At 71.1% G+C, this 22,073-nt stretch carries 23 protein-coding genes; 16 read left to right on the top strand and 7 right to left on the bottom strand.

The features are described 5' to 3' along the window. The first annotated feature begins 140 nt into the window (after positions 1-140). The 3 genes from R2B67_RS11390 (at position 141) to R2B67_RS11380 (ending at position 4,178) form a co-directional block, all read left to right on the top strand. Positions 141-1,697, top strand: a complete 1,557-nt coding sequence (locus tag R2B67_RS11390) for a glycosyltransferase (RefSeq protein WP_317817646.1) — start codon at positions 141-143, stop codon at positions 1,695-1,697. Further along, positions 1,694-3,211: a DUF6056 family protein gene (locus R2B67_RS11385; RefSeq protein WP_317817645.1), complete on the top strand. Its 1,518-nt coding sequence runs from the start codon at positions 1,694-1,696 to the stop codon at positions 3,209-3,211. Before R2B67_RS11390 ends, R2B67_RS11385 begins: the two co-directional genes overlap by 4 nt. Before the next feature lie 214 nt (positions 3,212-3,425). Next, on the top strand, positions 3,426-4,178 hold the full coding sequence (locus tag R2B67_RS11380; protein WP_317817644.1) for a dienelactone hydrolase family protein: 753 nt from the start codon (positions 3,426-3,428) through the stop codon (positions 4,176-4,178). Positions 4,179-4,185: 7 nt separating this feature from the next. Here the strand turns inward: R2B67_RS11380 and R2B67_RS11375 are convergent, their stop codons facing one another. Together R2B67_RS11375 and R2B67_RS11370 are read right to left on the bottom strand one after the other, a co-directional pair. Then, the gene (locus R2B67_RS11375) at positions 4,186-5,331 is read right to left on the bottom strand and encodes an RNA polymerase sigma factor (protein ID WP_317824823.1); all 1,146 of its coding nucleotides are present in this window, start codon (positions 5,329-5,331) and stop codon (positions 4,186-4,188) included. Between the two features lie 44 nt (positions 5,332-5,375). Then, on the bottom strand, positions 5,376-5,783 hold the full coding sequence (locus tag R2B67_RS11370; protein WP_018510225.1) for a YciI family protein: 408 nt from the start codon (positions 5,781-5,783) through the stop codon (positions 5,376-5,378). Between the two features lie 264 nt (positions 5,784-6,047). Between R2B67_RS11370 and R2B67_RS11365 the strand changes: the two genes are divergently transcribed. After that, the gene (locus R2B67_RS11365; protein ID WP_317817642.1) at positions 6,048-6,233 is read left to right on the top strand and encodes a hypothetical protein; all 186 of its coding nucleotides are present in this window, start codon (positions 6,048-6,050) and stop codon (positions 6,231-6,233) included. Positions 6,234-6,355: 122 nt separating this feature from the next. Here R2B67_RS11365 and R2B67_RS11360 read toward each other — a convergent pair whose 3' ends face one another. After that, positions 6,356-7,345 (bottom strand): glycoside hydrolase family 6 protein, encoded by a 990-nt coding sequence (locus R2B67_RS11360; RefSeq protein WP_317817641.1) that lies wholly within the window; start codon positions 7,343-7,345, stop codon positions 6,356-6,358. 272 nt (positions 7,346-7,617) lie between these two features. Here R2B67_RS11360 and R2B67_RS11355 point away from each other — a divergent pair, with 272 nt between their 5' ends. From R2B67_RS11355 to R2B67_RS11340, 4 genes are all read left to right on the top strand, one after another. Beyond that, entirely contained in the window at positions 7,618-8,208 is a 591-nt protein-coding gene (locus R2B67_RS11355) for a hypothetical protein (protein ID WP_317817640.1), read from the top strand. 152 nt (positions 8,209-8,360) lie between these two features. After that, entirely contained in the window at positions 8,361-9,029 is a 669-nt protein-coding gene (locus tag R2B67_RS11350; RefSeq protein WP_161266024.1) for a GOLPH3/VPS74 family protein, read from the top strand. A gap of 174 nt (positions 9,030-9,203) precedes the next feature. Then, positions 9,204-9,662, top strand: coding sequence for a hypothetical protein (locus R2B67_RS11345; protein ID WP_317817638.1), 459 nt, complete (start codon positions 9,204-9,206; stop codon positions 9,660-9,662). Positions 9,663-9,738: 76 nt separating this feature from the next. Next, entirely contained in the window at positions 9,739-10,749 is a 1,011-nt protein-coding gene (locus R2B67_RS11340) for a YdcF family protein (RefSeq protein WP_317817636.1), read from the top strand. A 115-nt stretch (positions 10,750-10,864) separates the two neighbouring features. Here R2B67_RS11340 and R2B67_RS11335 read toward each other — a convergent pair whose 3' ends face one another. Beyond that, the gene (locus tag R2B67_RS11335; RefSeq protein WP_317817635.1) at positions 10,865-11,662 is read right to left on the bottom strand and encodes a D-Ala-D-Ala carboxypeptidase family metallohydrolase; all 798 of its coding nucleotides are present in this window, start codon (positions 11,660-11,662) and stop codon (positions 10,865-10,867) included. A gap of 231 nt (positions 11,663-11,893) precedes the next feature. On the opposite strand from R2B67_RS11335, the gene R2B67_RS11330 reads away from it, so the two are divergent. The 3 genes from R2B67_RS11330 (at position 11,894) to R2B67_RS11320 (ending at position 17,232) form a co-directional block, all read left to right on the top strand. After that, entirely contained in the window at positions 11,894-15,661 is a 3,768-nt protein-coding gene (locus R2B67_RS11330) for a tetratricopeptide repeat protein (protein WP_317817634.1), read from the top strand. Further along, the gene (locus R2B67_RS11325) at positions 15,658-16,047 is read left to right on the top strand and encodes a hypothetical protein (RefSeq protein WP_317817633.1); all 390 of its coding nucleotides are present in this window, start codon (positions 15,658-15,660) and stop codon (positions 16,045-16,047) included. The genes R2B67_RS11330 and R2B67_RS11325 overlap by 4 nt, the downstream gene beginning before the upstream one ends. 189 nt (positions 16,048-16,236) lie before the next feature. Continuing rightward, the gene (locus R2B67_RS11320; protein WP_317817632.1) at positions 16,237-17,232 is read left to right on the top strand and encodes a quinone oxidoreductase family protein; all 996 of its coding nucleotides are present in this window, start codon (positions 16,237-16,239) and stop codon (positions 17,230-17,232) included. Between the two features lie 94 nt (positions 17,233-17,326). On the opposite strand, the gene R2B67_RS11315 is transcribed toward R2B67_RS11320, so the two are convergent. Beyond that, entirely contained in the window at positions 17,327-17,542 is a 216-nt protein-coding gene (locus R2B67_RS11315) for a DUF397 domain-containing protein (protein ID WP_317817631.1), read from the bottom strand. Continuing rightward, positions 17,539-18,378 (bottom strand): helix-turn-helix domain-containing protein, encoded by an 840-nt coding sequence (locus R2B67_RS11310; RefSeq protein WP_317817630.1) that lies wholly within the window; start codon positions 18,376-18,378, stop codon positions 17,539-17,541. Before R2B67_RS11310 ends, R2B67_RS11315 begins: the two co-directional genes overlap by 4 nt. Positions 18,379-18,471: 93 nt before the next feature. Between R2B67_RS11310 and R2B67_RS11305 the strand changes: the two genes are divergently transcribed. The 5 genes from R2B67_RS11305 to R2B67_RS11285 all read left to right on the top strand — a co-directional run bounded on the left by R2B67_RS11305 (position 18,472) and on the right by R2B67_RS11285 (position 20,586). After that, positions 18,472-18,732: a hypothetical protein gene (locus R2B67_RS11305; RefSeq protein ID WP_317817628.1), complete on the top strand. Its 261-nt coding sequence runs from the start codon at positions 18,472-18,474 to the stop codon at positions 18,730-18,732. A gap of 106 nt (positions 18,733-18,838) precedes the next feature. Next, positions 18,839-19,294 (top strand): hypothetical protein, encoded by a 456-nt coding sequence (locus R2B67_RS11300; protein ID WP_317817627.1) that lies wholly within the window; start codon positions 18,839-18,841, stop codon positions 19,292-19,294. Further along, entirely contained in the window at positions 19,273-19,680 is a 408-nt protein-coding gene (locus R2B67_RS11295) for a hypothetical protein (protein ID WP_317817626.1), read from the top strand. The genes R2B67_RS11300 and R2B67_RS11295 overlap by 22 nt, the downstream gene beginning before the upstream one ends. 18 nt (positions 19,681-19,698) lie before the next feature. Next, positions 19,699-20,085 (top strand): hypothetical protein, encoded by a 387-nt coding sequence (locus R2B67_RS11290; protein WP_317817625.1) that lies wholly within the window; start codon positions 19,699-19,701, stop codon positions 20,083-20,085. A gap of 114 nt (positions 20,086-20,199) precedes the next feature. Continuing rightward, positions 20,200-20,586: a hypothetical protein gene (locus R2B67_RS11285; RefSeq protein ID WP_030561236.1), complete on the top strand. Its 387-nt coding sequence runs from the start codon at positions 20,200-20,202 to the stop codon at positions 20,584-20,586. Positions 20,587-20,645: 59 nt separating this feature from the next. Here the strand turns inward: R2B67_RS11285 and eno are convergent, their stop codons facing one another. After that, the gene (eno, locus tag R2B67_RS11280; RefSeq protein WP_317817623.1) at positions 20,646-21,938 is read right to left on the bottom strand and encodes a phosphopyruvate hydratase; all 1,293 of its coding nucleotides are present in this window, start codon (positions 21,936-21,938) and stop codon (positions 20,646-20,648) included. Between the last annotated feature and the right edge of the window lie 135 nt (positions 21,939-22,073).

Raw genomic sequence — 22,073 nt, 5'->3', positions numbered from 1 at the left:
TCCGGGGCGGGAAGGCCTGGTCTCTTATCTGGATGGGCAAACCTAGAGAAAAGTACACAAAACGTGCCTAGGTGTGTTGTATGCCCAGGTGTGTTGTAGGTGACCGGCCGCGCCGCCGAAGCGAAGTCCGGAGGATCCCCATGAACGGCCTTCAGCTCTCCGTCGTCGTGCCGTGCTTCAACGAGGCCGAGGTGCTCGACACCTTCCACACCGCCCTGCTCACCGTCCTCGAATCCACCGGCACCCCCTTCGAGATCTGCTACGTGGACGACGGCAGCGGCGACGCCACCCGCCGGCTCCTCGCCGCCCTCGCCCTGCGCGACGAGCGCGTCCACTACACCGCCTTCAGCCGCAACTTCGGCAAGGAGGCCGCCATGCTCGCCGGTCTGCGCATGTCACGCGGCGCGGCGGTGGTCATCATGGACGCCGACCTCCAGCACCCGCCCGAGCTGATCCCCCGCATGCTCGAACTGCACCGCCACGGCTACGACCAGGTCATCCCGCGCCGCGACCGGGCGGGCGAGGGCGTGGTGCGCTCGACGCTCAGCCACACGTACTACGCCCTGGTACGGCGGTGCATGGACGTCGAGCTGATCGACGGCTCGGGCGACTTCCGGCTGCTGTCGCGGCGGGCCGTGGAGAGCGTGCTCTCGCTCCCCGAGAGCAACCGCTTCTCCAAGGGGATCTTCTCCTGGATCGGCTTCGACACCGTCAGCTTCCGCTATCGCAACAGCGAGCGCGTGGCGGGCCGGTCGAAGTGGGGGAGCAGGCGGCTGCTGAACTACGGCATCGACGGGCTCCTCTCCTTCAACAACCGCCCCCTCCGCCTCGCCATCTACACCGGCTTCTGGGTCTTCGTCTCGGCTCTGGCGTACGCGCTGTGGACGGTGATCACCGTCGTCCTGCACGGCGCGGACACCCCCGGGTACGCGACCCTCCTCACCGCCGTCGTCGCGCTCAGCGGCATCCAGCTGGTCACCCTCGGCGTCATCGGTGAGTACGTGGGCCGCATCTACCACGAGGCGAAGCACCGCCCGCCCTACGTGGTCCGGGAGACCGACGCGACGTCCCGGACCCGGCCGGAGCGCCGGCTGCCGACCGGCCCGCTGGTCATCGGGGAGCTGGGGGAGCTGGGAGCGCCGGGGAAGCCGGGGCGGCCGGGGGCGCCGGGGGAGCCCGCCGCTCAGGAGAGGCCCGGCACCCGGTCCCGTACGGCACGCCAGTTCGGCAGTTTCGTCCTCATCGGCTGCGTCAACACCGCCGTCTACCTGGGCGTCTACGCCTCACTGAACCGCTGGACCCCCTACCTCGCGGCCCATGTGCTGGGCTACGCGGTCGGCATCGTCTGCTCGTTCCTCCTCAACTCCTACGTGACCTGCCGGACGAAGCCGACCTGGCACGCGTTCGTCCGCTATCCGGTCTCCACCCTGGTCAACCTGGTGGCGTCCGGAGCGCTGCTCTACGGCGCGGTCAGTGGTCTCGGCATGGACAAGAACCTGGCCGCGCTGGCGGCCGGTGTCATCGTCACGCCCGTCTCGTTCCTGCTGGCCCGGTGGGCGATCATGTCGGGCCGCCGCACGGAGGCGGCGGAGGTTCCCGGGGCGGCCGTCACGGACCGCTCGGAGCCACGACAGCCGCTGACCGCCCGTCCGATGGCGGACCGGACGCTCGCACCGAGGCCGGGCGAGAAGCGATGACCGAGGGGACCCGCGACACGACGACACCGAACGCCGACCCGAACGCCGACCCGAACGCCGACCCGAACCATCCGTCACCTCCACAGCACACCCGACCGAGCACCGCCCTCTGGGTCAGCGCCCTCGCGCTCCCGCCCCTCGCCCTGCTCGCCGCCGCCTCCTGGTTCGGCCGCTGGGTGCGGCCCAGCGCCGACGACTGGTGCTTCCTCCCCGCCGTACGGGACGACGGCATCACGGGCCTCGTCGGAAAGTTCTACTTCGACGACAACGGACGCGTCGCCAACGCGATGCTGGTCGGCGCCTACGCGAAGTTCCAGGTCGCCGGGCACCAGTGGTTCCCGGCAGTGAGCGGGATCCTGACCCTCGCGGTCCTGTGGGCGGTGACGGTGCCGGCGCTGCGCCGGGGCGGAATCACCGTGCCGCGCGGGCTGCCGCTGCTGGTCGCGGCGATGGTGACCGCGCTCTTCCTGTTCGTCACGCCGAACACGTACAAGACGTTCTACTGGCCCGCCGCCTCGGTCTCCCACACCCTGCCACCGGTCCTGGCCTGCGCCGCCCTGATCCCGCTGCTGCTCGCCCGTACCCGCCGGGGCCGGGGGTTCGCCCTCGCCACCGCGCTGCTCGCGGGCGCCTTCATCGCCACCCTCTCGGAGGAGACGGCGATCGTGATGGTGCTGGTGCTGCTGGCCACGCTGCTCCTGAGCGGCCGTCTCATCCCGCCCTCTGTCAGGGCGTTCGCCCGTTGCTGGTGTGTGGCGGGTCTGGCCGGAACATTGGCGGGTGGACTCGTCCTGATCACCTCACCCGGCTCGATCCGCCGCCGCGAACGGTTCGGGGCGGAGACGACGTCGCTGCTCGCCCCCGACTCGCTCGCCGCCTCCCTGCGGCACTTCGCGGAGATCACCGTCCAGACGGTCACGACGTGGCAGTACGTCGGCGCGGTCGCGGTCGGTGTCCTGCTGGGCCTGCTCGGCGACCGCCGGGACGGCCGTACGCCGCGCCCTCCGGCCCACTGGCCGCTGCTCGCCTGGACCGGCCTGCTGACCCTCCTGCTGGCGGGCTACCTGTGCACGGTGATCGCGTACCCGGTGTTCCAGGACCGGGTGAGCGCCCCGAGCGCCAACCGGCTCTGGAACGACTACCTCCTGCTGTACGTGGTCCTCCTCACCGCGGCCGGGGCGCTCCTGGGCCTCGCGGTGCGGCAGCGCGTACGGCGTACGGCCCCGGCGCAGGCCGTGTGTGCCGCGCTCTGCGTGCTGGTCTGCGCCGGCCCGGCCGTCTCGCTGCTCAACCTGGACACCAACATGCGGGCGAGGGCGGAGAAGTGGGACGCGCAGGACCGGCGGCTGCGGGAGGGGGCGGCGGACGGCGAGCGGGTGATGCCGTACGAACGGCTCGTCGTCAGCGCCATGCTGGAGCCGTTCGGCCGGGGCGGCGCCAACTACTGGCCGGGCGGGTGCGTGGCGAACTTCTACGGGCTGGAGCGGGTGACGGACGGGGCGCGGACGCGCTGAGGGGATCCCTGATCCCTGATCCTTGATCCCTGACGGGTAATCACCTCACTGGAACCGGTTCGGCGCGGTGGGCTACGTTGGCGGCGATGACTACCGGGACGGCCTCGCGCCACTCACCGATCGGTTACCCGGCGCCGCTCTGAGCGCCGCGCGGGCCCCGCCTCCTGTCGTGCCGACCGCAGTTCATGACGTCAGCCACGACAGGAGAGAACGCATGCCCATCCAGACCAGGACTCTGCACATCCCCACCCCGGACGGCCGTGCCGACGCCTTCGCCGCCTTCCCGGGCGCCTTCACCGACACCGGGGGCCGGCACCCAGGGGTGCTGATGTACCCGGACGGCTTCGGTATCCGGCCCGTACTGCGGGAGATGGCCGCCGAACTGGCCGGGCACGGGTACTACGTGCTCGTCCCCAACGTCTTCCACCGGCACGGCCCCACGCCGGTGATCGACCTCCCCGCGTACATCGGGGGCGAGGAACGGTCCGCCGTCCTCGGCCGGCTGATGCCCCTGATCCGGGAGCACACCGCCGAACGCACCCTCCGCGACGCCGACGCCTTCCTCCGGTTCCTCACCACCCGGCCCGAGGTCGCCCCCGGACCGGTCGCTGTCACCGGCTACTGCTTCGGCGGCCTCCTGGCGGTGCGCACCGCGGCGGCCCACCCCGACCAGGTGGCCGCCCTCGCCGCGCTCCACGCCCCCGTGGGTGCCGACGGGCCCGACGCCCTCGCCGGGATCACCGCCCGGGCCCACTTCGGCCACGCCGCGAGCGACCTGACGCCCGAGGCCCTGCGCGAGCTGAACAAGGCCCTGGACGCGGCGGGCGTCGACCACACCTCCGAGATCTACCCCGGCACCGTCCACGGGTTCACCATGTCCGACACCGACGCCTTCGACCCGGCCGGGCTGAAGCTGCACTGGGACCGCCTGCTCCCCCTCCTCGGCCGCACCTGGGAAAGCAGCTGACTGCGCGTCACCGCCCCCGGCCGCTGTTGAGCCGGGCCGCCTGGCGGGTCAGGTGGTCGCGTTCGGCGAGGTTCGGGGCCTTGCGGGCGGCCTCGGCATAGAGCTGGGCCGCCCGCTCCAGGTCGCCGTCGCGCTCGTGGAGGTACGCCGCCACCGCCGCGTACCGGGGCAGCGCGCCGTCCAGCTCCGCGAGGGCGGCGAGCCCGGCGCGCGGCCCGTCCGCCTCACCGACGGCCACCGCGCGGTTGAGCCGGACGACCGGGCTGTCGGTCAGGCCCGCGAGCTCGTCGTACCACTCGACGATCTGCACCCAGTCGGTCTCCGAGGCGGTCGGCGCGTCGGCGTGGAGCGCGGCGACGGCGGCCTGGGCCTGGTACTCGCCCAGCCGGTCCCGGGCGAGGGCCGCCTGGAGGATCCGGACCCCCTCGGCGATCGCGGTGGTGTCCCACCGCCCCCGGTCCTGCTCGGCGAGCGGCACCAGGCTGCCGTCGGGCGCGGTGCGGGCGGCGCGCCTGGCGTGGTGGAGCAGCATGAGGGCGAGGAGCCCCGCCACCTCCGGGTGGTCGATCGCGGCCGCGAGCTGCCGGGTGAGCCGGATGGCCTCGGCGGCGAGGTCGAGGTCGCCGGAGTAGCCCTCGTTGAAGACCAGGTAGAGGACGCGCAGCACGGTGGAGACATCGCCGGGCCGGTCGAACGGCACACCGGAGACCGTGCGCTTGGCCCGGCTGATGCGCTGCGCCATGGTCGCCTCGGGCACCAGGTAGGCCTGGGCGATCTGGCGCGTGGTCAGCCCGCCGATAGCGCGCAGGGTGAGCGCGACGGCGGACGAGGGCGTCAGGGAGGGGTGGGCGCAGAGGAAGTAGAGCTGGAGGGTGTCGTCGGTGCCGGGTACGGGACCGGGCGCCGGCTCCTCCTCCACGACGTCCTCGCGCCGGCGCCGGGCGGCATCGGCCCGGGTCGCGTCGAGGAACCGCCGCCAGGCCACGGTGACCAGCCAGGCCTTCGGATCGCGCGGCGGATCGGAAGGCCAGACCCGGACCGCCTCGATCAGCGCCTCCTGTACGGCGTCCTCGGCCGCCGCGAAGTCGGCTCCGCGGCGGACGAGGACCCCGAGCACGCCCGGGACGATGCTCCGGAGCAGCACCTCGTCCATGGGCATGGGCATGGGCTTCGGCCTGGGCGTCGGCATCGCTGAGGTCACTCCGCGATGGTGGGCGGCGCGGTGAGGAACGGCCGGAGCTCCAGCCACTCGTGGATCGGCTTGCCGCCCGCGCCCGGGGCGGCCGACAGCTCACCGGCCAGCTCGACGGCACGCTCGTACGAGTCGACGTCGATGATCATCCACCCGGCGATCAGGTCCTTGGTCTCGGCGAACGGCCCGTCGGTGACCGGCGGCCGCCCCTCCCCGTCGTACCGGACCCACGCCCCCTCGGGCGCGAGCGCCTGCTCGCCGACGAACTCCCCGGTCTCCACCAGCCGGGCCGCGAAGTCGTTCATGTACTGGATGTGCGCCGAGAACTCCTCGGGCGTCCACCGCTCCATGGGCACGTTGTTGACCGGGTCCGGGGCGCCTCGGTAGTGCTTGAGCATCAGGTACTTGGCCATGGGGTTCTCCTCGGTGCGGGGCGACCCGTTCCGGCCGCCTTCACCCGGGAGACGGAGCGGGACGCGGGTTCTCGACATGGTCGCTGAATCTCCTCGCGGATTTCTTGAGCGGGCCAGGGGTGTCGGGCGATTCCCGGAGGTCCGGGTGCGGCCTGAGGGGCAGGTCCGAGGCCCCGGCGTTCGGCTCTCCGCCTCTCCTGGAGAATCACGGCAACGCCACATCGCGTGAACCCGGGATTTCATGAACGAAAAGGAGGGGCCCGGATGCCAGGAAGGCGCTGGTGGCTGCTCATCGTCCTGATCGAGACGCTCATCTTCTGCACCATCGGCTACCACCTCAATGGCGGTACACCGAGCATCCCTTGGGCTCTCGCGGGCCTGGCCTGCGGCGGGCTCACGGTCCTGGTGATCATCAGGGCCCAGAAGACCCAGAAGACCCAGAAGAACTAGAGAAACCATGAGTGCGGCCATCCTGACTCGCAGGGCGGCCGCACTCATGCGGCAGGCGGCAGCTTTCCGCCCGACCTTCTGTCCGGACCAGGCCCCGCCGCCCGCCGCCGCTGTCCGGGTCCTCAGTACCCGTAGATCATCTTGTAAGCGACCTCCGGCAGGAACTGCCCCGCCGCCGACCCGCCGCCGACCCCGCAGTTGCCGTCGGACTCCCCGGGGGTCTTCAGCCAGAGCAGCATCTCGGCGCCGCCCCCGCCGCCCGTCTGACTGACGGCTCCGATCCGGCGTCCGCCCGGGTTGCACCACTGACCGTTGGAGCCGTTTCCGTTGCGGCTGGTGTCGACGACGTACGGCTTCGTGTAGCCGTACGACGAGGAGAGCGCCGAGTTGATGGCGTTGCCGTAGGCGGTGTTCTCGCCGGTGGTGAAGTAGTTCGAGATGTTCAGCGAGAAGCCGTGCGCCTCGCGGGCACCGGCGCCGTCGAGGTGCTGGGCCATGGTGGCCGCGCCGATCCAGGCCGGGTTTCCGGCGTCCAGGTAGGTCCAGGTGTTGGGCGCGCGGTTGCGGAACTGGGCCAGGGCGCCCCGGAGCATCCCGTTGCGCTCAGCGATCTGGGCCTGGCTCAGGCAGCTGAAGTCGCCGAGCGAATCGGGCTCGATCACCACGAGTGCGGGGCGCGAGCCGATGGCCGAGGCGAAGGCGGAGATCCAGGCCTGGTACGCGGCCGGGGTGCCCGCGCCGCCGCCGGAGTGGCCGCCGCAGGCGTCGCGGCCGGGGATGTTGTACGCGATGAGCACGGGCAGCTTGTCGGCGGCGTCGGCGGCGCCCACGTACGAGCCGACGGCGGCCCCGATGTCCCCGCTCCAGGCGCCGAACCAGCGGGCCATGGGGCGGGATGCGATGTTGTCGCGGATGGCGGCGGCCCGCCCGTCGCCGGGGTTCGCGGCGGCCCAGGCGGCGGGGCCGGAGGAGGGGTCGGTGTAGAAACCGCTGGTCAGGTCGATGGGGCTGGCCTGGACGGACGTGGTCGTGGCGCTGCTCGGGGCGGCGCTGAGCGGCAGGAGCAGACAGGCGAACGCCGAGGCGGCGAGCGTACGAAGAAGTCGTCTCACGAGTGCGGCCCTTCTCTGGGAGCGCTCCCACTCGACGGCGGCCGAGCGGTGGGGGAGGGAGGCGCGGGGTGGGGTGGGGGATGCGCGCGGTGGGCCCTGGGCCCCCTGGGGGTCCGGGTCCGGGAACTGCCGCCGTCAGTCGAGACGGTGACAGGGCGGCACCTCGCTGTCAATGAGTCGGGCACGCCCCGGCGTCGGAGGGCGGGGCCCTCTCCCCAGACGTTCCTGACGCCCCTCTAGGGTGGCGGGTTATGCGGATGAAGCGTGTTGCGGTGACTGTCGGTGTGGTTGGTCTCCTGGTCAGCGGGTGCGGGGGAGGGGGCGACGAGGCCTCGGACAAGGCGGCGGCTCCGGCTCCCTCGCTCCTCCCGCAGAAGCTGACCCCGCCCGAGGGGAAGGTGCCGGAGTACCCGGAGGCACCCGACGGCCTCCCGTTCACCGAGATCGTCGCGCACGAACTGGAGCGCAAGACGCTGAGCCTGGCCAACGCCACCGGGAAGCCGGCCGGGACATGCCCCGACAAGGTCAGCTCCAAGGCCGGGACGCAGGTGACCTGCACCGTCTCCTTCAAGGGCGTCGACGTCGAGTGGAACGTCACGATCGGGGACAAGGGCTGGTCCGACAGCGTCGTCGAGTATCAGGCCGTCCCGCAGACGGGCCTGCTCACGCGCGAAGGAGTGGCGCGGATCATCTTCGGCAACAACCACGAGATCGAATACGCCCTCTGCAACGACATCCCCGAGGCCATGGCCGTCCCCTTCGGTGAGACGACCTACGAATGCGAGGAGGTCTGGAAGGGCAAGGAACCGACCGGCTACAACCAGAAGGTGCACCTCACCGACGCCGGACCTCGCGTGTACTGAGCCCCTGTCCTCGTCGCCCTTGTCCCCGGTCCTCGTTCCCCGGCGCTCGTCATGACATCTGTCATCGACGCCGGTGACAGCTCGCACCGCGCCGCCCCGCCCCGCCGTGGATAGCGTGGCCGAAAGGCCCCTATCCGACGGTGGGAAGAGACATGCCGAGCAAGCTGCTGATCGTCGAAGACCTGACCTTGCTGCTGATGGACGACGCCTCCGGCGCGATCCCGACGGCGGGCACGCTCTACTACACGCAGGGCGGTGCGGTCCTGGTGGAGCTGGGGCTCGCCGGTCATGTCCGGGTCGACGAGGGTGACCAGGGGCTGACCGGCATCCGGGTGCACGCCGTCGTCGGCCGGCCGCCGGAGGACCCGCTGCTGCGCGACGCGTACAAGAAGGTCTCCGAGAAGGTACGAGGCGTCCAGACGCTTCTGATCGAGATCGGCACCGGGCTGCGCGAGCCGGTGTTCGACCGGCTCGTCGAGCGGGGCACGCTGCGCCGGGAGACGAAGAAGACGCTGGGCCTCTTCCGTACGACGTCGCACACGATCGCGGACAGCGCGTACAAGAAGGCGCTCCTGGAGCAGGTCCGGGCCGTCCTGATCGACGGCGCGGAACCCGATGCCCGTACGGCTTCGCTGATCGGCCTGCTCTCCGCGAGCGGGTCCCTGCCGAACCTGCACCGCACCGTCCCGTGGTCCGGCAAGGTCTACCACCGGGCGAAGGAGCTGGAGCGGGCCAGCTGGGGTGCGGAGGCGGTCAACTCCGCCGTGCTGCGGACCGTGGCGGCGATCGCGGCCGGTTCGGCGGCTGCCGTGAGCAGCTAGAACGGCGTCGGGTCCGGGTCGGTATCAGGGGTGTGCGACCAGAGGCGTACCCCCCATATGCCTCATAGTCTGACTTTTTCCAGCCATACGGCTAGGAAAATGGACGTAAGCGAGCAAGGGCGTTCCCCGGCTCGCGGCAGACGAAGCGGATACCGGCAGAGGAGAGAAGCGAAGATGCGTGGCGTTCTGATAGGTGCCCTGGGTGGCGTGGTGGTTCTCGGCATCACGGCCGCGGTGGTCGTGCCCGAGGCCAGGGAGTGGTACGACGGCCGCCACGAGCAGACCTCCTCCTACGCCACCGGCAAGGCGGCGAAGGCCGACCGCGACTCCGTGCCCAGCTGGCTCCCCGACGACGCCGCGTCCGTCGAGTACGCCATGCGCACCACCGGCGGCGAGCGCATCCTCAAGGCCACGCTCAACGGCGACCGGCTCCCCGGCTCCTGCGAGCAGCTGCGGGGGAAGAAGGCCCCGGACCCGGAGATCAGCGCCTCCTGGTTCCCCTCGGACCGGGCGGGCGAGGCGCGGGGCCGCTGCGGCTCCTACTACGTCTCGCTGGAGGGCCACACGCTGTACGCCTGGCAGACGAACGGGGACTGGATGGAGGAGAACCGCCGGTCGTCCTCCGCGGAGTAGGACACCCCCCCGGGGGGGGGCCCAGCCCCCTCCGGCCCCTCCCGCCCCCGCGCGGCCGACGCATCCGAGGTCACCTGTGATCGCCTTCGTACCGACAGCAGTCTTCTTCCTCTGGTTCTGCTGGGGCGTCCGGCAGGACCGCCGGCAGTTCCGCAACGCGGTCCTGCTCGGACTGACCGTGCTGTGCCTGTCCTTCGCCCTGCTGACGCAGGTGGACCGGCTGCCGGGCAATCTGGCCGTCCTGGTGTACTCGCTGGTCTTCTTCGTGCCCGCGCTGGCGGTGGTGCTCCTGGGCGGTTTCCTCATCGGCAACGGACTGACCATGGTCCGCAAGGAGGGCCGCCGCCCGGCCAACCTCCTGTCGGGGCTGGCGGGTGTGGGTATCTTCGCCGTGCTGGCGCTGGTGGTCTCCGCCGACTACCTGGGAGGCTCGCGCGCGTACCAGTCGTTCCTCCTGGCCGTCGTGCTCGTCACCGGCTATGTGTCCTTCCTCTTCCTGTGCTTCCTCGCGTACGCCTTTCTGTACGGCCGTATCCGGGTGCGCGGCGACGTGGACTTCGTGGTGGTGCTGGGCTCGGGCCTCATCGGCGGCGAGCGGGTCCCCCCGCTGCTCGCCTCGCGGCTGCGGTCCGGCCTCGCCGTCCAGCGGAAGCAGGTGGACCGGGGTGCGGAGCCGCCGGTGCTGCTGGTCTCCGGCGGGCAGGGGCCGGACGAGAAGCTGCCCGAGGCGGAGGCGATGGGGCGCTGGCTGGTCGCGGAGGGAGCCGACCCGGCGCTCGTCCGGCAGGAGGCGCGTTCCCGTACGACCACCGAGAACCTGCGCTTCAGCCGCCACATGATGGAGGAGGCCGACGACCGTTACGTCTGTGTCGTGGTGACCAACAACTTCCACGCGTTCCGGGCGGCGATGACCGCCCGCCGGGAAGGTGTGCGCGGCCAGGTGATCGGGTCGCCGACCGCCGCGTACTTCTGGCCGAGCGCCACCATCCGGGAGTTCGTCGCGGTGTTCTGGGAGAACCGGGTCGTCAACGGCGTCCTGTGCGGACTGCTGGTGGCCTTGGCGGTGGTGGTGGGGATGCGCTGGTAGCCGTCCCCCGGGGGGGGGAGACGGCGGTGTGCGGGCGTCCGGGCTTCTACGGACACGGCGGTACGCGGGTTCCTCCGGCCCGCCGACCGGAGGAACCCGCACACCGTGTCGGGTCTCAGATGCCGCAGCTGGGCGCGGACCAGAAGCGGCCGCTGCCCCCGGCGACGTGGGTGTGGTCGTTGTGGCCCGGGTAGCCCGGGCCGAGGATCTCGGTGAAGCCGTGGTTGCGCGCCGCCTGGGCGAGGGCGCAGAAGCCCTGCGGCCCGGCGCCGAGGTCGGCCGCGTGCCCGTACATGTGGCGGCTGTTGGCGGCGCCGCCGACCGCGCTGTTGCAGGAGACGCTGCGGAAACCGCCGTTGACGGTGATCGGCCGGTCACCCATGGCGTGCCGCATGGCCTGGAGCTTCCACATGGTGACCAGGGCGTTGGCGCGCGCGGTGGCGGCGCTGACCTTGCCGCCGGACCAGTCGGAGTTGCAGCGGTTGAGCTCGGCGTAGGTGAAGTTGACCGGGGTGCAGTCGTTGTCCTGGAGCTGGTAGATCTTGTTGAAGGTCGCGGGACCCGCGATGCCGTCGGCGGCCAGCCCGTACGCCGCCTGGAAGCGCTGCACGGCCGCCTTCGTGGCCGGGCCGAACGCGCCGTCGATGGCGATCTGGTTTCCGGTGCCCGGGTAGCCCGAGACGCGGATCTGGAGCTGGCGTACGGCCTCGCCGCTGGAACCCTCGCGGAGGGTGCCGCCCCAGGTGTAGCAGGCGTCGGCGGTTCCGATGTCGCCGGAGGCGGTGGCTGTACGAGCCGTGGTGGCGGTGGGGGTGGCGGCGTCGGGGGACGCGGAGGCGGGGGAGATGCCGCCGAGGGCGAGCGTCGCGCCCGCGAGGGTCGCGAGCAGGAATCCGATGGGGCGTGAGCGCATGAGAGTGCACCTCTTCGTCGTCAGGCTGTCCAAGGGAGCGGGGGGCTCCGAGCCTGTTGTGCGGCATGCGGGTGCGTCAAGTGCATGACAACTTTGTGCAAGTTCTGCGGCTCTGGCGGTAGTTCGGGCACCACGCGAGGCCCACGAGCTGTCCGGAACCTGCCACTCTCGATCTGTGGTGTCCGTCCCGGGTGGCGTCGCGGCTTGGATGATCCTTTGGGTACTGATGCCATGGAACGTCTATCGTCGTCCTCCTACTGCGAGTGCGACGCGGAGGCGAAGTTGTCGGTGCAGCGGTTGCTGGTGGATCTACGGTCCGACGGACGGGTGCAGCTGTTGTCGTGGCCTGCGGGGGAGCAGTACCCGCGGCCGGTCGGCGATCCGATGGATCTGGTGTGGCCGCTGACGGATGACGATCTGACGGATCTGCGGTGGTACTTGGAGCAGTACCTCGAAGTTCCTACCGGGGTCTACGAGGAGCGGGGTGCCAGGGTCGCGGGTCTGCTGCCGTCCTGGGGAGAGCAGATCTTCACGGCGGTGTTCCCGGCGGGACCGGTGCGGGACGCGTATGTGGACGCGCGCGCCCAGGACGGCCCGGTGGAGCTGGTCTTCCTGTCGTCCTCGGCCCAGCAGCTGGGGCGCCCGTGGGAGTTGATGTCCTTCCCCGGCCGGGGTGTGCCGGTGGCGCTGGACGGGGTAGCGGTCTCGCGCAACCTGACGGGCGAGGGGATGGCGAAGGTCGTCGGCGTTCCCGGCTCGCGGCTCCGGGTGCTGATGGTGATCTCCCGCCCGCAGGGCACGAACGACGTCGGGTACCAGATGATCGCCCGCCCCTTGCTGCGACGACTGGAGGCGGTGCGCGGCAGCGTGGATCTGGTGGTGCTGCGGCCACCGACCCTGGACCGGCTCCGTGAGGTGCTGACCGAAGCGCAGGAGGCCGGAAAGCCGTTCCAGGTCGTGCACTTTGACGGTCATGGGGTCTTCGGGCAGACGTCAGCCACCGGGGCGGGAGGCGGGTGGGGGCCTGTGATGTACGACGCTCCGGGCCCGCAGGGGATGCTGGCGTTCGAGAAGCCTGGCGGCGGCAGCGACCTCGTCGACGCAGGCCGTGTGGCCCGGGTCCTGGCACAGGCGAAGGTGCCGGTGGTGGTGCTCAACGCCTGCCAGTCCGGCCAGTTGGAGACGGAGGCCGGATCGCAGGTGGAGGCTGCGGTGGCGACCCGACTCCTGAAGGAGGGCTGCGCGAGCGTGGTGGCGATGGCGTACAGCGTGTTCGCGGTCGCCGCCGCTGAGTTCATGACCGCGTTCTATGAGCGGCTGTTCGCCGGAGACCGGGTGACCGACGCCGTCACCGCCGGACGTGCCCAGCTGAAGCTCAACGACAAGCGGCCCTCGCTCAAGGGGATGCTGCCCCTGGCGGACTGGATGGTCCCGGTCTTCTACACACGCAGCGAAGCCCACTTCCCCGAACTGCGCACCGCCCGCGAACCCGTGCCGGACGTGGGGGACATCCTGACCCGCATCCGCGAAGAGCCCAAGGCCGGGCATGGTCACGGCCTGGAGCCGGTCGGTGAGTTCGTCGGCCGGGACGCGGACTTCTACACCCTGGACACCGCCGCTCGGCTCCAGCACGTCGTGGTGGTGCACGGCCCCGGCGGGACGGGGAAGACCGAGCTGGCCAAGGCCTTCGGCCGGTGGTGGCGCGACACCGGCGGCGTGGAGAAGCCGGAATGGGTGCTCTGGCACTCGTTCGAGCCCGGCGTCGCCTCCTTCGGTCTGGACGGAGTCATCACCGACATCGGGCTCCAGATCTTCGGCAACCCGTTCGCGCTCCTGGACGACGCGAAGCGTCAGGCCGCGGTCGAGGAACTCCTCACCACCCGGAAGCTGCTGCTGATCTGGGACAACTTCGAATCCGTCCGCGAGATGCCCGACCCGGGCCGGGCCACCCCGCCGCTCCCGCAGCACGAGCAGGACCGGATGCGGGGCTTCCTCAGCCGCATCGCCGCCAGCAGCGGGAGCGCGGTGGTCATCACCAGCCGTACACCCGAGACCTGGCTGGGCCCCGACGTGCGCCGCATCCCGCTCGGTGGGCTGACGAGCAAGGATGCCACCGCTTACGCCGACCAGATCCTGGCTCCCTACCCCGCAGCCGGCCCGCACCGTCAGACCAGAGCCTTCGCCGATCTCATGCACTGGCTGGACGGCCACCCGCTCAGCATGCGCCTGACTCTTCCGCACCTGGAGACCAGCACCGCCCAGCACCTTTTGAGCGGCCTCCAGGGCACCACCGTCCTGCCGGTCGGAGGAGATGGCGGCACCGACGGTGACCGCAAGACGTCGCTGTCGGCGAGCGTCGCCTACTCCTTCCGCCACCTGAGCCGCGACGACCAGGAGGCCCTCACTGTCCTGAGCCTCTTCCACGGAGTCGCCGACGCCGATGTCCTCGGTGCCTTTTCGTCCCTTGTAGAGACTCCGGAGCGCTTCCGGGGCCGTACTACGCAGGACTGGGCGGAGTTGCTGGAGAAATCGGCGGCCTTCGGCCTGCTGACCCCGCTCGGAGCCGGGCAATATCGTCTCCCTCCGGCACTGCCCGCCCACCTGGCTGCTCGCTGGCACACCAGGGCGGCCGGTGCCCAAGCGGACGAACGAGATGCCGCCCTTCAGGCCCTTGTATCGGTCTACGCCGGCCTCGGAACCTGGCTGTCGGGCGAGATCCATCGCGGTGACGCCCAGCTCGCGCTTGCTCTGATCAGGTATCAGCAGCGGATGTTGGGAGCCATGGTCGCCAGTGCCCTGTCCCACGGAGAATGGGAGAAGGCTCGGTCCATCCTTCAGCCACTGGACAGTTACTGGGAGGTGAGAGGGCTGGCGCAGGAGGCTCAGTCCTGGGCGGACCGAGTTCTACTGGCCGTCGAAGCACTCGATGGAACCCGTCCGAACGCGGCGACGCCCGAAGGCGGCCTCTGGTTGTTCGTGGTCGGATCTCAAGCCGATCGACAGGTTGCGGCGGGGCAACTCGACGAAGCCGAGAACACGTACCGCACCATCCTGCTTGCTTTGGACGATCAGGCCAGCAGCCCCAGCCGAAGCCATTTCATAGCTGTCTGTTATCACCAGTTGGGCATGGTGGCTCAGGAGCGTGGGCGGTTGGGGGAGGCGGAGGATTGGTATCGCAAGTCGCTCTCCATTGAGGAGGAGCTTCGGATGCGGCCTGGTATGGCCTCCAGCTATCACCAGTTGGGCATGGTGGCTCAGGAGCGTGGGCGGTTGGGGGAGGCGGAGGATTGGTATCGCAAGTCGCTCTCCATCAAGGAGGAGCTTCGGAACGGGCCTGGTATGGCCTCCAGCTATCACCAGTTGGGCGTGGTGGCTCAGGAGCGTGGGCGGTTGGGGGAGGCGGAGGATTGGTATCGCAAGTCGCTCTCCATCAAGGAGAAGCTTCGCGACCGGCCTGGTATGGCTACCGGTTATCACCAGTTGGGCATGGTGGCTCAGCAGCGTGGGCGGTTGGGGGAGGCGGAGGATTGGTATCGCAAGTCGCTCTCCATTGAGGAGGAGCTTCGGAAGCGGCCTGGTATGGCCTCCAGCTATCACCAGTTGGGCGTGGTGGCTCAGGAGCGTGGGCGGTTGGGGGAGGCGGAGGATTGGTATCGCAAGTGCCTCTCGATCGATGAGGATCTCGGAAACCGGCCCGGCATGGCCCTCACATACGCGGCACTGGGCCTGCTCGCCCAAGCCCAGGACGACTCCGACATCGCACTCGCCTGGGTGATCAAGTGTGTCGCCCTGTTCGATGAGATCCCGCATCCGAGGACCGGTTCAGGCCCCGAACACCTCCGCCTGCTCACAGCCCGCCTGGGCATCGAAGCCGTCGAGGGCGCCTGGCAGCAGCAGACAGGCAACCCGATGCCGCCCGCCGCCCGCGCGTACGCACTCATCCAGCCCACCGACCCACCCGCTGACACGGACATCGACCCAGAGGAGACAGAGTCATGAGCGACCCCATTGAGCAAGGTGCCCGAGCAGCCGCCCAGCGCCTCACCACACCGGCGTACGCGAACCTCGCCCATGAGGTGGAAGTCGCGCTGCACAACCGGGGAGCCGACCGTAGGCCCGGCCAGTACACCGACCCGGTGGCTCTGGCCGGTCTTATCGTCAGCATCGCCACTCTGGCGTGGACGGTCTTCAACGACATCCGCAGCCGCAACTCGGCCGCTCCCGTCCCGACGCCCGACACCGTCGCCCGCCGCGTCCGCCTCGAACTCGATCAGGCCGACACGCCCGCACCTCCGCTCGCCCCGGCGGACCGCGACCGCATCATCGCCACCACCGTCGAAGAGACCCTCCGCGCAGCTCCCGAGCCGGACGCCGACCCCTCCTAGGGCCAGGGGTCGGCCTGCACGATGCCGCGAGCTTGTATGCGCCGGCCGCGTAGCGGCGGCAGCCGTAACTCCCCCTCCCCTCCGGGGAATACGACGGCCCAGGTGCGAGTTCCGGACGTCGGAGAAGCCGAGGACGATCACGGGAGACCGGCCACCGCGCTGCGGTGTGGCCGGGCGGAGGGGGAACGTATGAGGGCGGTCGCGTTCAAGGAAGTCGGCGGGCCGGAGGTGCTGCGGGCGGTGGAGCTGGCAGCTCCCGTGCCCGGGCCCGGTGCGGTGCTGATACGGGTGGCGTACGCGGGCGTCAACTACGGCGAAGTCCAGCACCGCCTGGGCGACTTCGGGCCGTCCGAGGGCGAGACGGTGACCGGGTTGGAGGCGTCGGGGACGGTCGTCGCGCTGGGCGGAGGGGTGACCGGCCCGGCGGTCGGCGACGAGGTCGCCGCGTACCTCCCGGACGGCGGCGGCTACGCGGAGTACGCCACCGCGCCGGCGCCCTTCGTCTTCCCGCTGGCGGAGCTGGCCGAGCTGGGGGGCCTGGACCTGCGGACGGCCGGCGCCGCCCCCCTCGTCCTGACGACCGCGTACGGGGTCCTGGCCGGGGCGGGCCACCTCGCGGCCGGGGAGACCGTGCTCGTCCACGCGGCGGCGGGCGGGGTCGGCTCGGCGGCAGCGCAGCTCGCCCGGTCGCTGGGGGCGGCGGCGGTGTACGGCACGGTGAGCACGGAGGAGAAGGCGGAGTACGCGAGCCGCTTCGGCTACGACGAGGTCTTCCTCCGGGACGGCTTCCCGGACGCGGTGCGGAAGGCGACGTCCGGCCGGGGCGTGGACCTGATCCTGGACCCGATCGGCGGCCCCACGCGCCTCGCGAGCTTCGAGGCGCTGGCCCCCTTCGGCCGGGTCGCGGTCTACGGCGAGGCGGCCCGCCACCCCGACCTGCACCTCCCGGTCCTCCCGGTCTGGAAGAACAACCGCGCCCTGACCGGCTACAACATCGGCGACCTCTCCCGCCGCGCCCCCGACACCCTGCGCCGCCACGCCCGCGCGGCGCTGGGCCTGGTCGCGTCCGGCGCCGTACGGATCGACATCACGGCCGAGTACGACCTGGCCGACGCGCCGGAGGCCCAGCGGCTGCTGGAGGCGGGCGAGAACACGGGGAAGGCGGTGCTGAGGGTCGGGCGCTGAGCCCGGCGGCGGCCTATGGCCCTGGAACCGCCTCCGCCCCGCCGCGCGCTGGGCACGGTGGGGCGGAGGCGGTGCAGGACCGGTCGGCCGTCGGTCAGACGGTGCCGAAGTCTCCGGCCCGGACGCCCGCGACGAAGCTGGAGAACGCGGCGGCGGGGAAGGCGAGCACCGGGCCGGCCGTGTTCTTCGAGTCGCGTACGGGGACGATGCCGGTGGCGGTCGCGGTGCCCGGGGCCCACTCGACGCAGGTGCCGCCGTTGTCGCTGTAGGAGGACTTGACCCACTGCTGGGTCGTCGGTTCGGTCGTCACGGGCTGCCCTTCCGATGCTGGTGGATCGAGTCCACGGAATCTGTCTGCGACAGAGACACGTTCTGCAACTGATGGTAGGCCCTCACCAGCGGAATGACGGAGCTGAGTTCGCGGTCCAAGTGCCCCTGCGTCTCGGACTCGACATAGGAGACCACGGACCGGTCCTGAAGGGTCAGCAGGTTCACCGCTCGGTTGAAGGGTCGACGCTCGCCGATGCTGAACGGGGCGAGCTGGAGTGTGGTGTGGGGCTGCGCGGCGAAGTCGATCAGATACTGCAACTGCGCCTTCATGACGTCCGGGCTGCCGACCGGCCGGAGGATACAACTCTCGTCCAGCACGGCGATCAGCACGGGCGGCACGTCCCGCAGCAGCGCGGCCTGACGTGCCATGAGGAACGCGACGCGTTCATCGGCCTGTTCAGCCGTGATGATCCCTCGGTCGACCGCTCCGTCGGCCAGCGCCTGCGCGTACTCCCGTGTCTGCAACAGACCGGGAATGACGCCCACCTCGAACAGCCTGATCTCCGCCGCCCGGCCCTCCAGGTCCAGGTACTCCGGGAAGCCCTGCAACAGCACCCCGTGCTCGATCCTCTGCCACTCGCGCTCGAACGACTCCGTCGCTCCCACGAACCCCAGTGCGACATCAACAGCGATCGAGAACTTGCGAGTTGGGGACTTGTGACAAGTTTCCACACCGGATACGTGCCGCCCGGTGTACCCGATCCGCCCGGCGAGGTCGTCCTGCCTCCACCCCCGCGCCTCGCGCTCACTGCGCAGGCGTGCTCCGTAGGCCGCTTCCGGGCTTGCGTCCGGGTTCAATGGCTTGAGGTTGACCAACGTTCTCTCCACCCCTGAAACGTTGAAGGTGATCCAACGTTAGGACACGCTGAGCCGCCCCGGTAGTCGTTCAGCTACAGAGAGGAACTATCGGTGTACGGCGAGAACGCGCGTCCGAATGCCCAGGAGCCTCCCGAACTCCCCGCGCCCGGCGCGCTCTTGGTCGACATGAGCCGCGGTGACCGCGTGGGTGAGTTCCGAGGCGTCGCCGGCCCGCGCTGGTCCCTCCGCCCCGTGGGCGGCGGCATCGAGTGGGAGGCCGAGCCCCGCCACGTACGCCCCGCCCTCTTGATAGAGCAACTCCGGGCCCGTACCGCACGCCTCAACGCCCGCAGCCGGGGTGAGGTGCTGTGAACGCACCCGGCAGGACGACCCCCGTACGGTGCTCGTGCGTTCTGGCGGCCCGCCTGCGCCGCCCGGTCGGCCCGGGTGACGGCTCCGGTTCCGGTGGGCGTGCCGTATGAGGGACCTGGAGTACGTGGCCGCCGTCACCGCCACGACCGGCGGAGGCGGCGCCCTGTGGCTCGGCGGGATCGCCGTGCCCCATCGCCGGCTCGTTCTCCGGTGGCTCCGCAGGCAGGCGCTGCGCCTGGCGGACGGCCACGGGCGGGACCTGCCGCCCGCCTCCCCGTGGCTCAGGGCGCGGGACGTCCGGCAGATCACCTTCCACGGCTCGGACGCCCCGGAAGGGCTGCGGGCGTGGGCGGGCGACGAGGGCCGCCAGGACGAAGCCCTCGCCGCCCTGGAGTCCGGGCGCCCCGCCCTGCTCACGGTGGTCGACCCCGCCGTCGGGCTGCGCCTCACCCTCGCCGGATGGCCGGTCGGCCCGGACCGGCCGCTCGCCACCCGTGCTCGCCATTCGTACTTGCCACCGTGGGGAAGAGACCTGACGCCGTGCTGCAGTGCACCGCCGTGACCGACGTGCCGTACCACGAGGCGCTTCTCGCGCTCGCCACCATGGAGGGCGGCCCCGAGCACGCGCCCGAAGTGCTCGCCCCGGACGAGTTCCTGCTCTGCGAGCTGGGCGAGCACGACGAGTCTGCCGAGCACGCCGCGTACCTCTGGGCGGCCCAGACCCCGGATGTCGACCAGGACCTGTGGCTTCTGTGGACCGGTACCGGCGCGCACCGCGTCTACCGCCTGGCCGTCCTGCCGGTCTGCCCCGCCCGTCTCCGCGAGCTGGCCACGCGCACCGTCACCTCGTGCGCGTACTTCGACCACCACCCCGCCCCGCACTCCTTCTTCGTGACCGACCCGCTCGGCGACCTGATCGCGCCGCCCACCGGCAACGACGAGCCCTGACGGCCGACCGGAGGCCCCATGAAGCAATGCACCGCCGTGGCCCTGCTGCCGCCGCCGGACCATGTGGTGCGCCTGGCCGCGCCCGGGAGCCCGCCGCAGGCCGGGTACGTCCTGTGCGAACTCGGCGAGGCCCACGACGACGACCACGCGTGCCTGCTGTGGGAGGACGACGCGAACCGTGAGGCCGTCTGGGTGCGGTGGAGCGGGGGCAGGGCCCGGCTGGCGGGGCTGGCCTGGTGCCCCGCGACCGACGCGCGGAGCGGGGACGCGTGCGGGCTGTTCGCCGGGCATCCTTCCGTACACGACTGGGACGTCGTGGACCCCACGATGGCGGCGCTGGACGCGTACGTCGGCGGGTGGCCGGACCCCGCGGCGCCCCGGCCCGACCCGCCGGACGGGCCGTAGGGGGACCACTCGCGCTGGTGAGCGTATGGCGGTGTCAGGCGGGCATCCCCGTATCCGGTCCGGCCGCGTGCTAGGGATAGCAAGCAAGATTTCCTAAATAGGAGGTATGCCACGATGCGCACGACCCTCATCCGCGTGACGACCGCGCTCGGTGCCGCCGCCGCTCTGGCCCTCTGCGGCGCCGGTACGGCGAGCGCCGACAGTGTGGGCAGCTCCGGCATCGGCAACACGGGCGTCGGCAGCGCCGGCCTCTACAACGGCGGCGCCGGCAACGCGGGCATCGCCAACTGGGGCCTGGGCAACGCCGGTATCGAGAACTCCGGCATCGGCAACGCGGGCATCGCCAACTCGGGTCTGGGCAACGCCGGGATCGCCAACTGGGGTCTGGGCAACGCGGGCATCGAGAACGGCGGCATCGGCAACGCCGGTCTCGGCAACACGGGCCTCGGCAGCCACGGCATCGGCAACTCGGGCGTGGGCAGCTCCGGCATCGGCAACTGACCCCGCGCGGTCGGATGAGGAAGGGGCCGGGAGCTTGAGCTCCCGGCCCCTTCGGCCGTTCAGCTCGCTGCTGTGCCGACCCGCAGGGCCTGGGCGCCCGCGTACTGCGCACTGTCGCCCAACTGCTCCTCGATGCGGAGGAGTTGGTTGTACTTGGCGGTGCGGTCGGAGCGGGACAGCGAACCGGTCTTGATCTGACCGCAGCCGGTGGCCACCGCCAGGTCCGCGATGGTCGTGTCCTCGGTCTCTCCCGACCGGTGGGACATGACGACGGTGTAGCCGGCCCGGTGGGCGGCGTTGACGGTGGCCAGGGCTTCGGTGAGGGTCCCGATCTGATTGACCTTCACCAGAACGGAGTTGGCGACGCCGGAGCCGATGCCCTCGCGCAGGATGGCCTCGTTGGTGCAGAAGACGTCGTCACCGGTGAGCTGGCAGCGTGCGCCGACGCGGGCGGTCAGCTCCCGCCACCCCGGGAGGTCATCCTCGGCCATGGGGTCCTCGATCGACACGATGGGGTAGGCATCGATCAACTTGACCAGGTAGTCGGCCTGTTCGGCGGGCGTGCGGCGTACGCCCTCCCCGGTGTAGTCGTAGACGCCGTCGCGGAAGAACTCGGACGTGGCGGGGTCCATGACCAGGCCGATGTCGGTGCCCGGCCGGTACCCGGTGCGTTCGACGGCGGCCACCACGAAGTCGAGCGCCTCCTCGGCGGTACGCAGGGAGGGGGCGAAACCGCCCTCGTCGCCCACGCCGGTGGAGTGCCCGGCGGCGAGGAGGTCGCGGCGCAGGGTGTGGAAGATCTCCGACCCCATGCGTACGGCCTCGGCGAAGGTCTCCGCACCGATCGGCGCGATCATGAACTCCTGGAAGTCCAGCGGATTGTCGGCGTGCGCGCCCCCGTTGACGATGTTCATCATCGGCACGGGCAGGAGGCGGGCGTCGGAGCCGCCGAGGTAGCGGTAGAGCGGCAGGCGGTGGGCGGCGGCCGCGGCCTTCGCGGCGGCCAGGGAGACCCCGAGGACCGCGTTGGCGCCGAGCCGGGACTTGGCGGGGGTGCCGTCGACGGCGATGAGCGCCGCGTCGAGCCCGGCCTGGTCCTCGGCCTCGCGCCCGGTGACGGCGGCGGTCAGCTCCGTGTTCACGTTGCGTACGGCCTGGTCGACGCCCTTGCCGTGCCAGCGGGCCGGGTCGCCGTCGCGGAGCTCGACGGCCTCGCGGGCGCCGGTGGAGGCGCCGGAGGGGACTGCGGCCCGGCCGATGGACCCGTCGGCCAGTTCGACGTCCACTTCGACGGTGGGGTTGCCCCGGCTGTCGAGGACGGTGCGGCCGGTGACGGAGGTGATGGCGGTCATGGGATGCCCTCCCGTTGTCGCATGCGTTCCGCCGGGCTCGGCTGCGGCGACGGTGGCGCGGGGCCCGGCTCCGTAGACTCTACAGCAATGCTGTGCAGTTGTGCTGTTTAGCTTTGCTGTGCAGGTGAGCTGCAC

Origin of the sequence: Streptomyces cyaneofuscatus (genome assembly GCF_033109485.1) — a bacterium.
Taxonomy (GTDB): domain Bacteria; phylum Actinomycetota; class Actinomycetes; order Streptomycetales; family Streptomycetaceae; genus Streptomyces; species Streptomyces cyaneofuscatus.
This window is presented reverse-complemented; position numbering and strand designations above follow the sequence as displayed.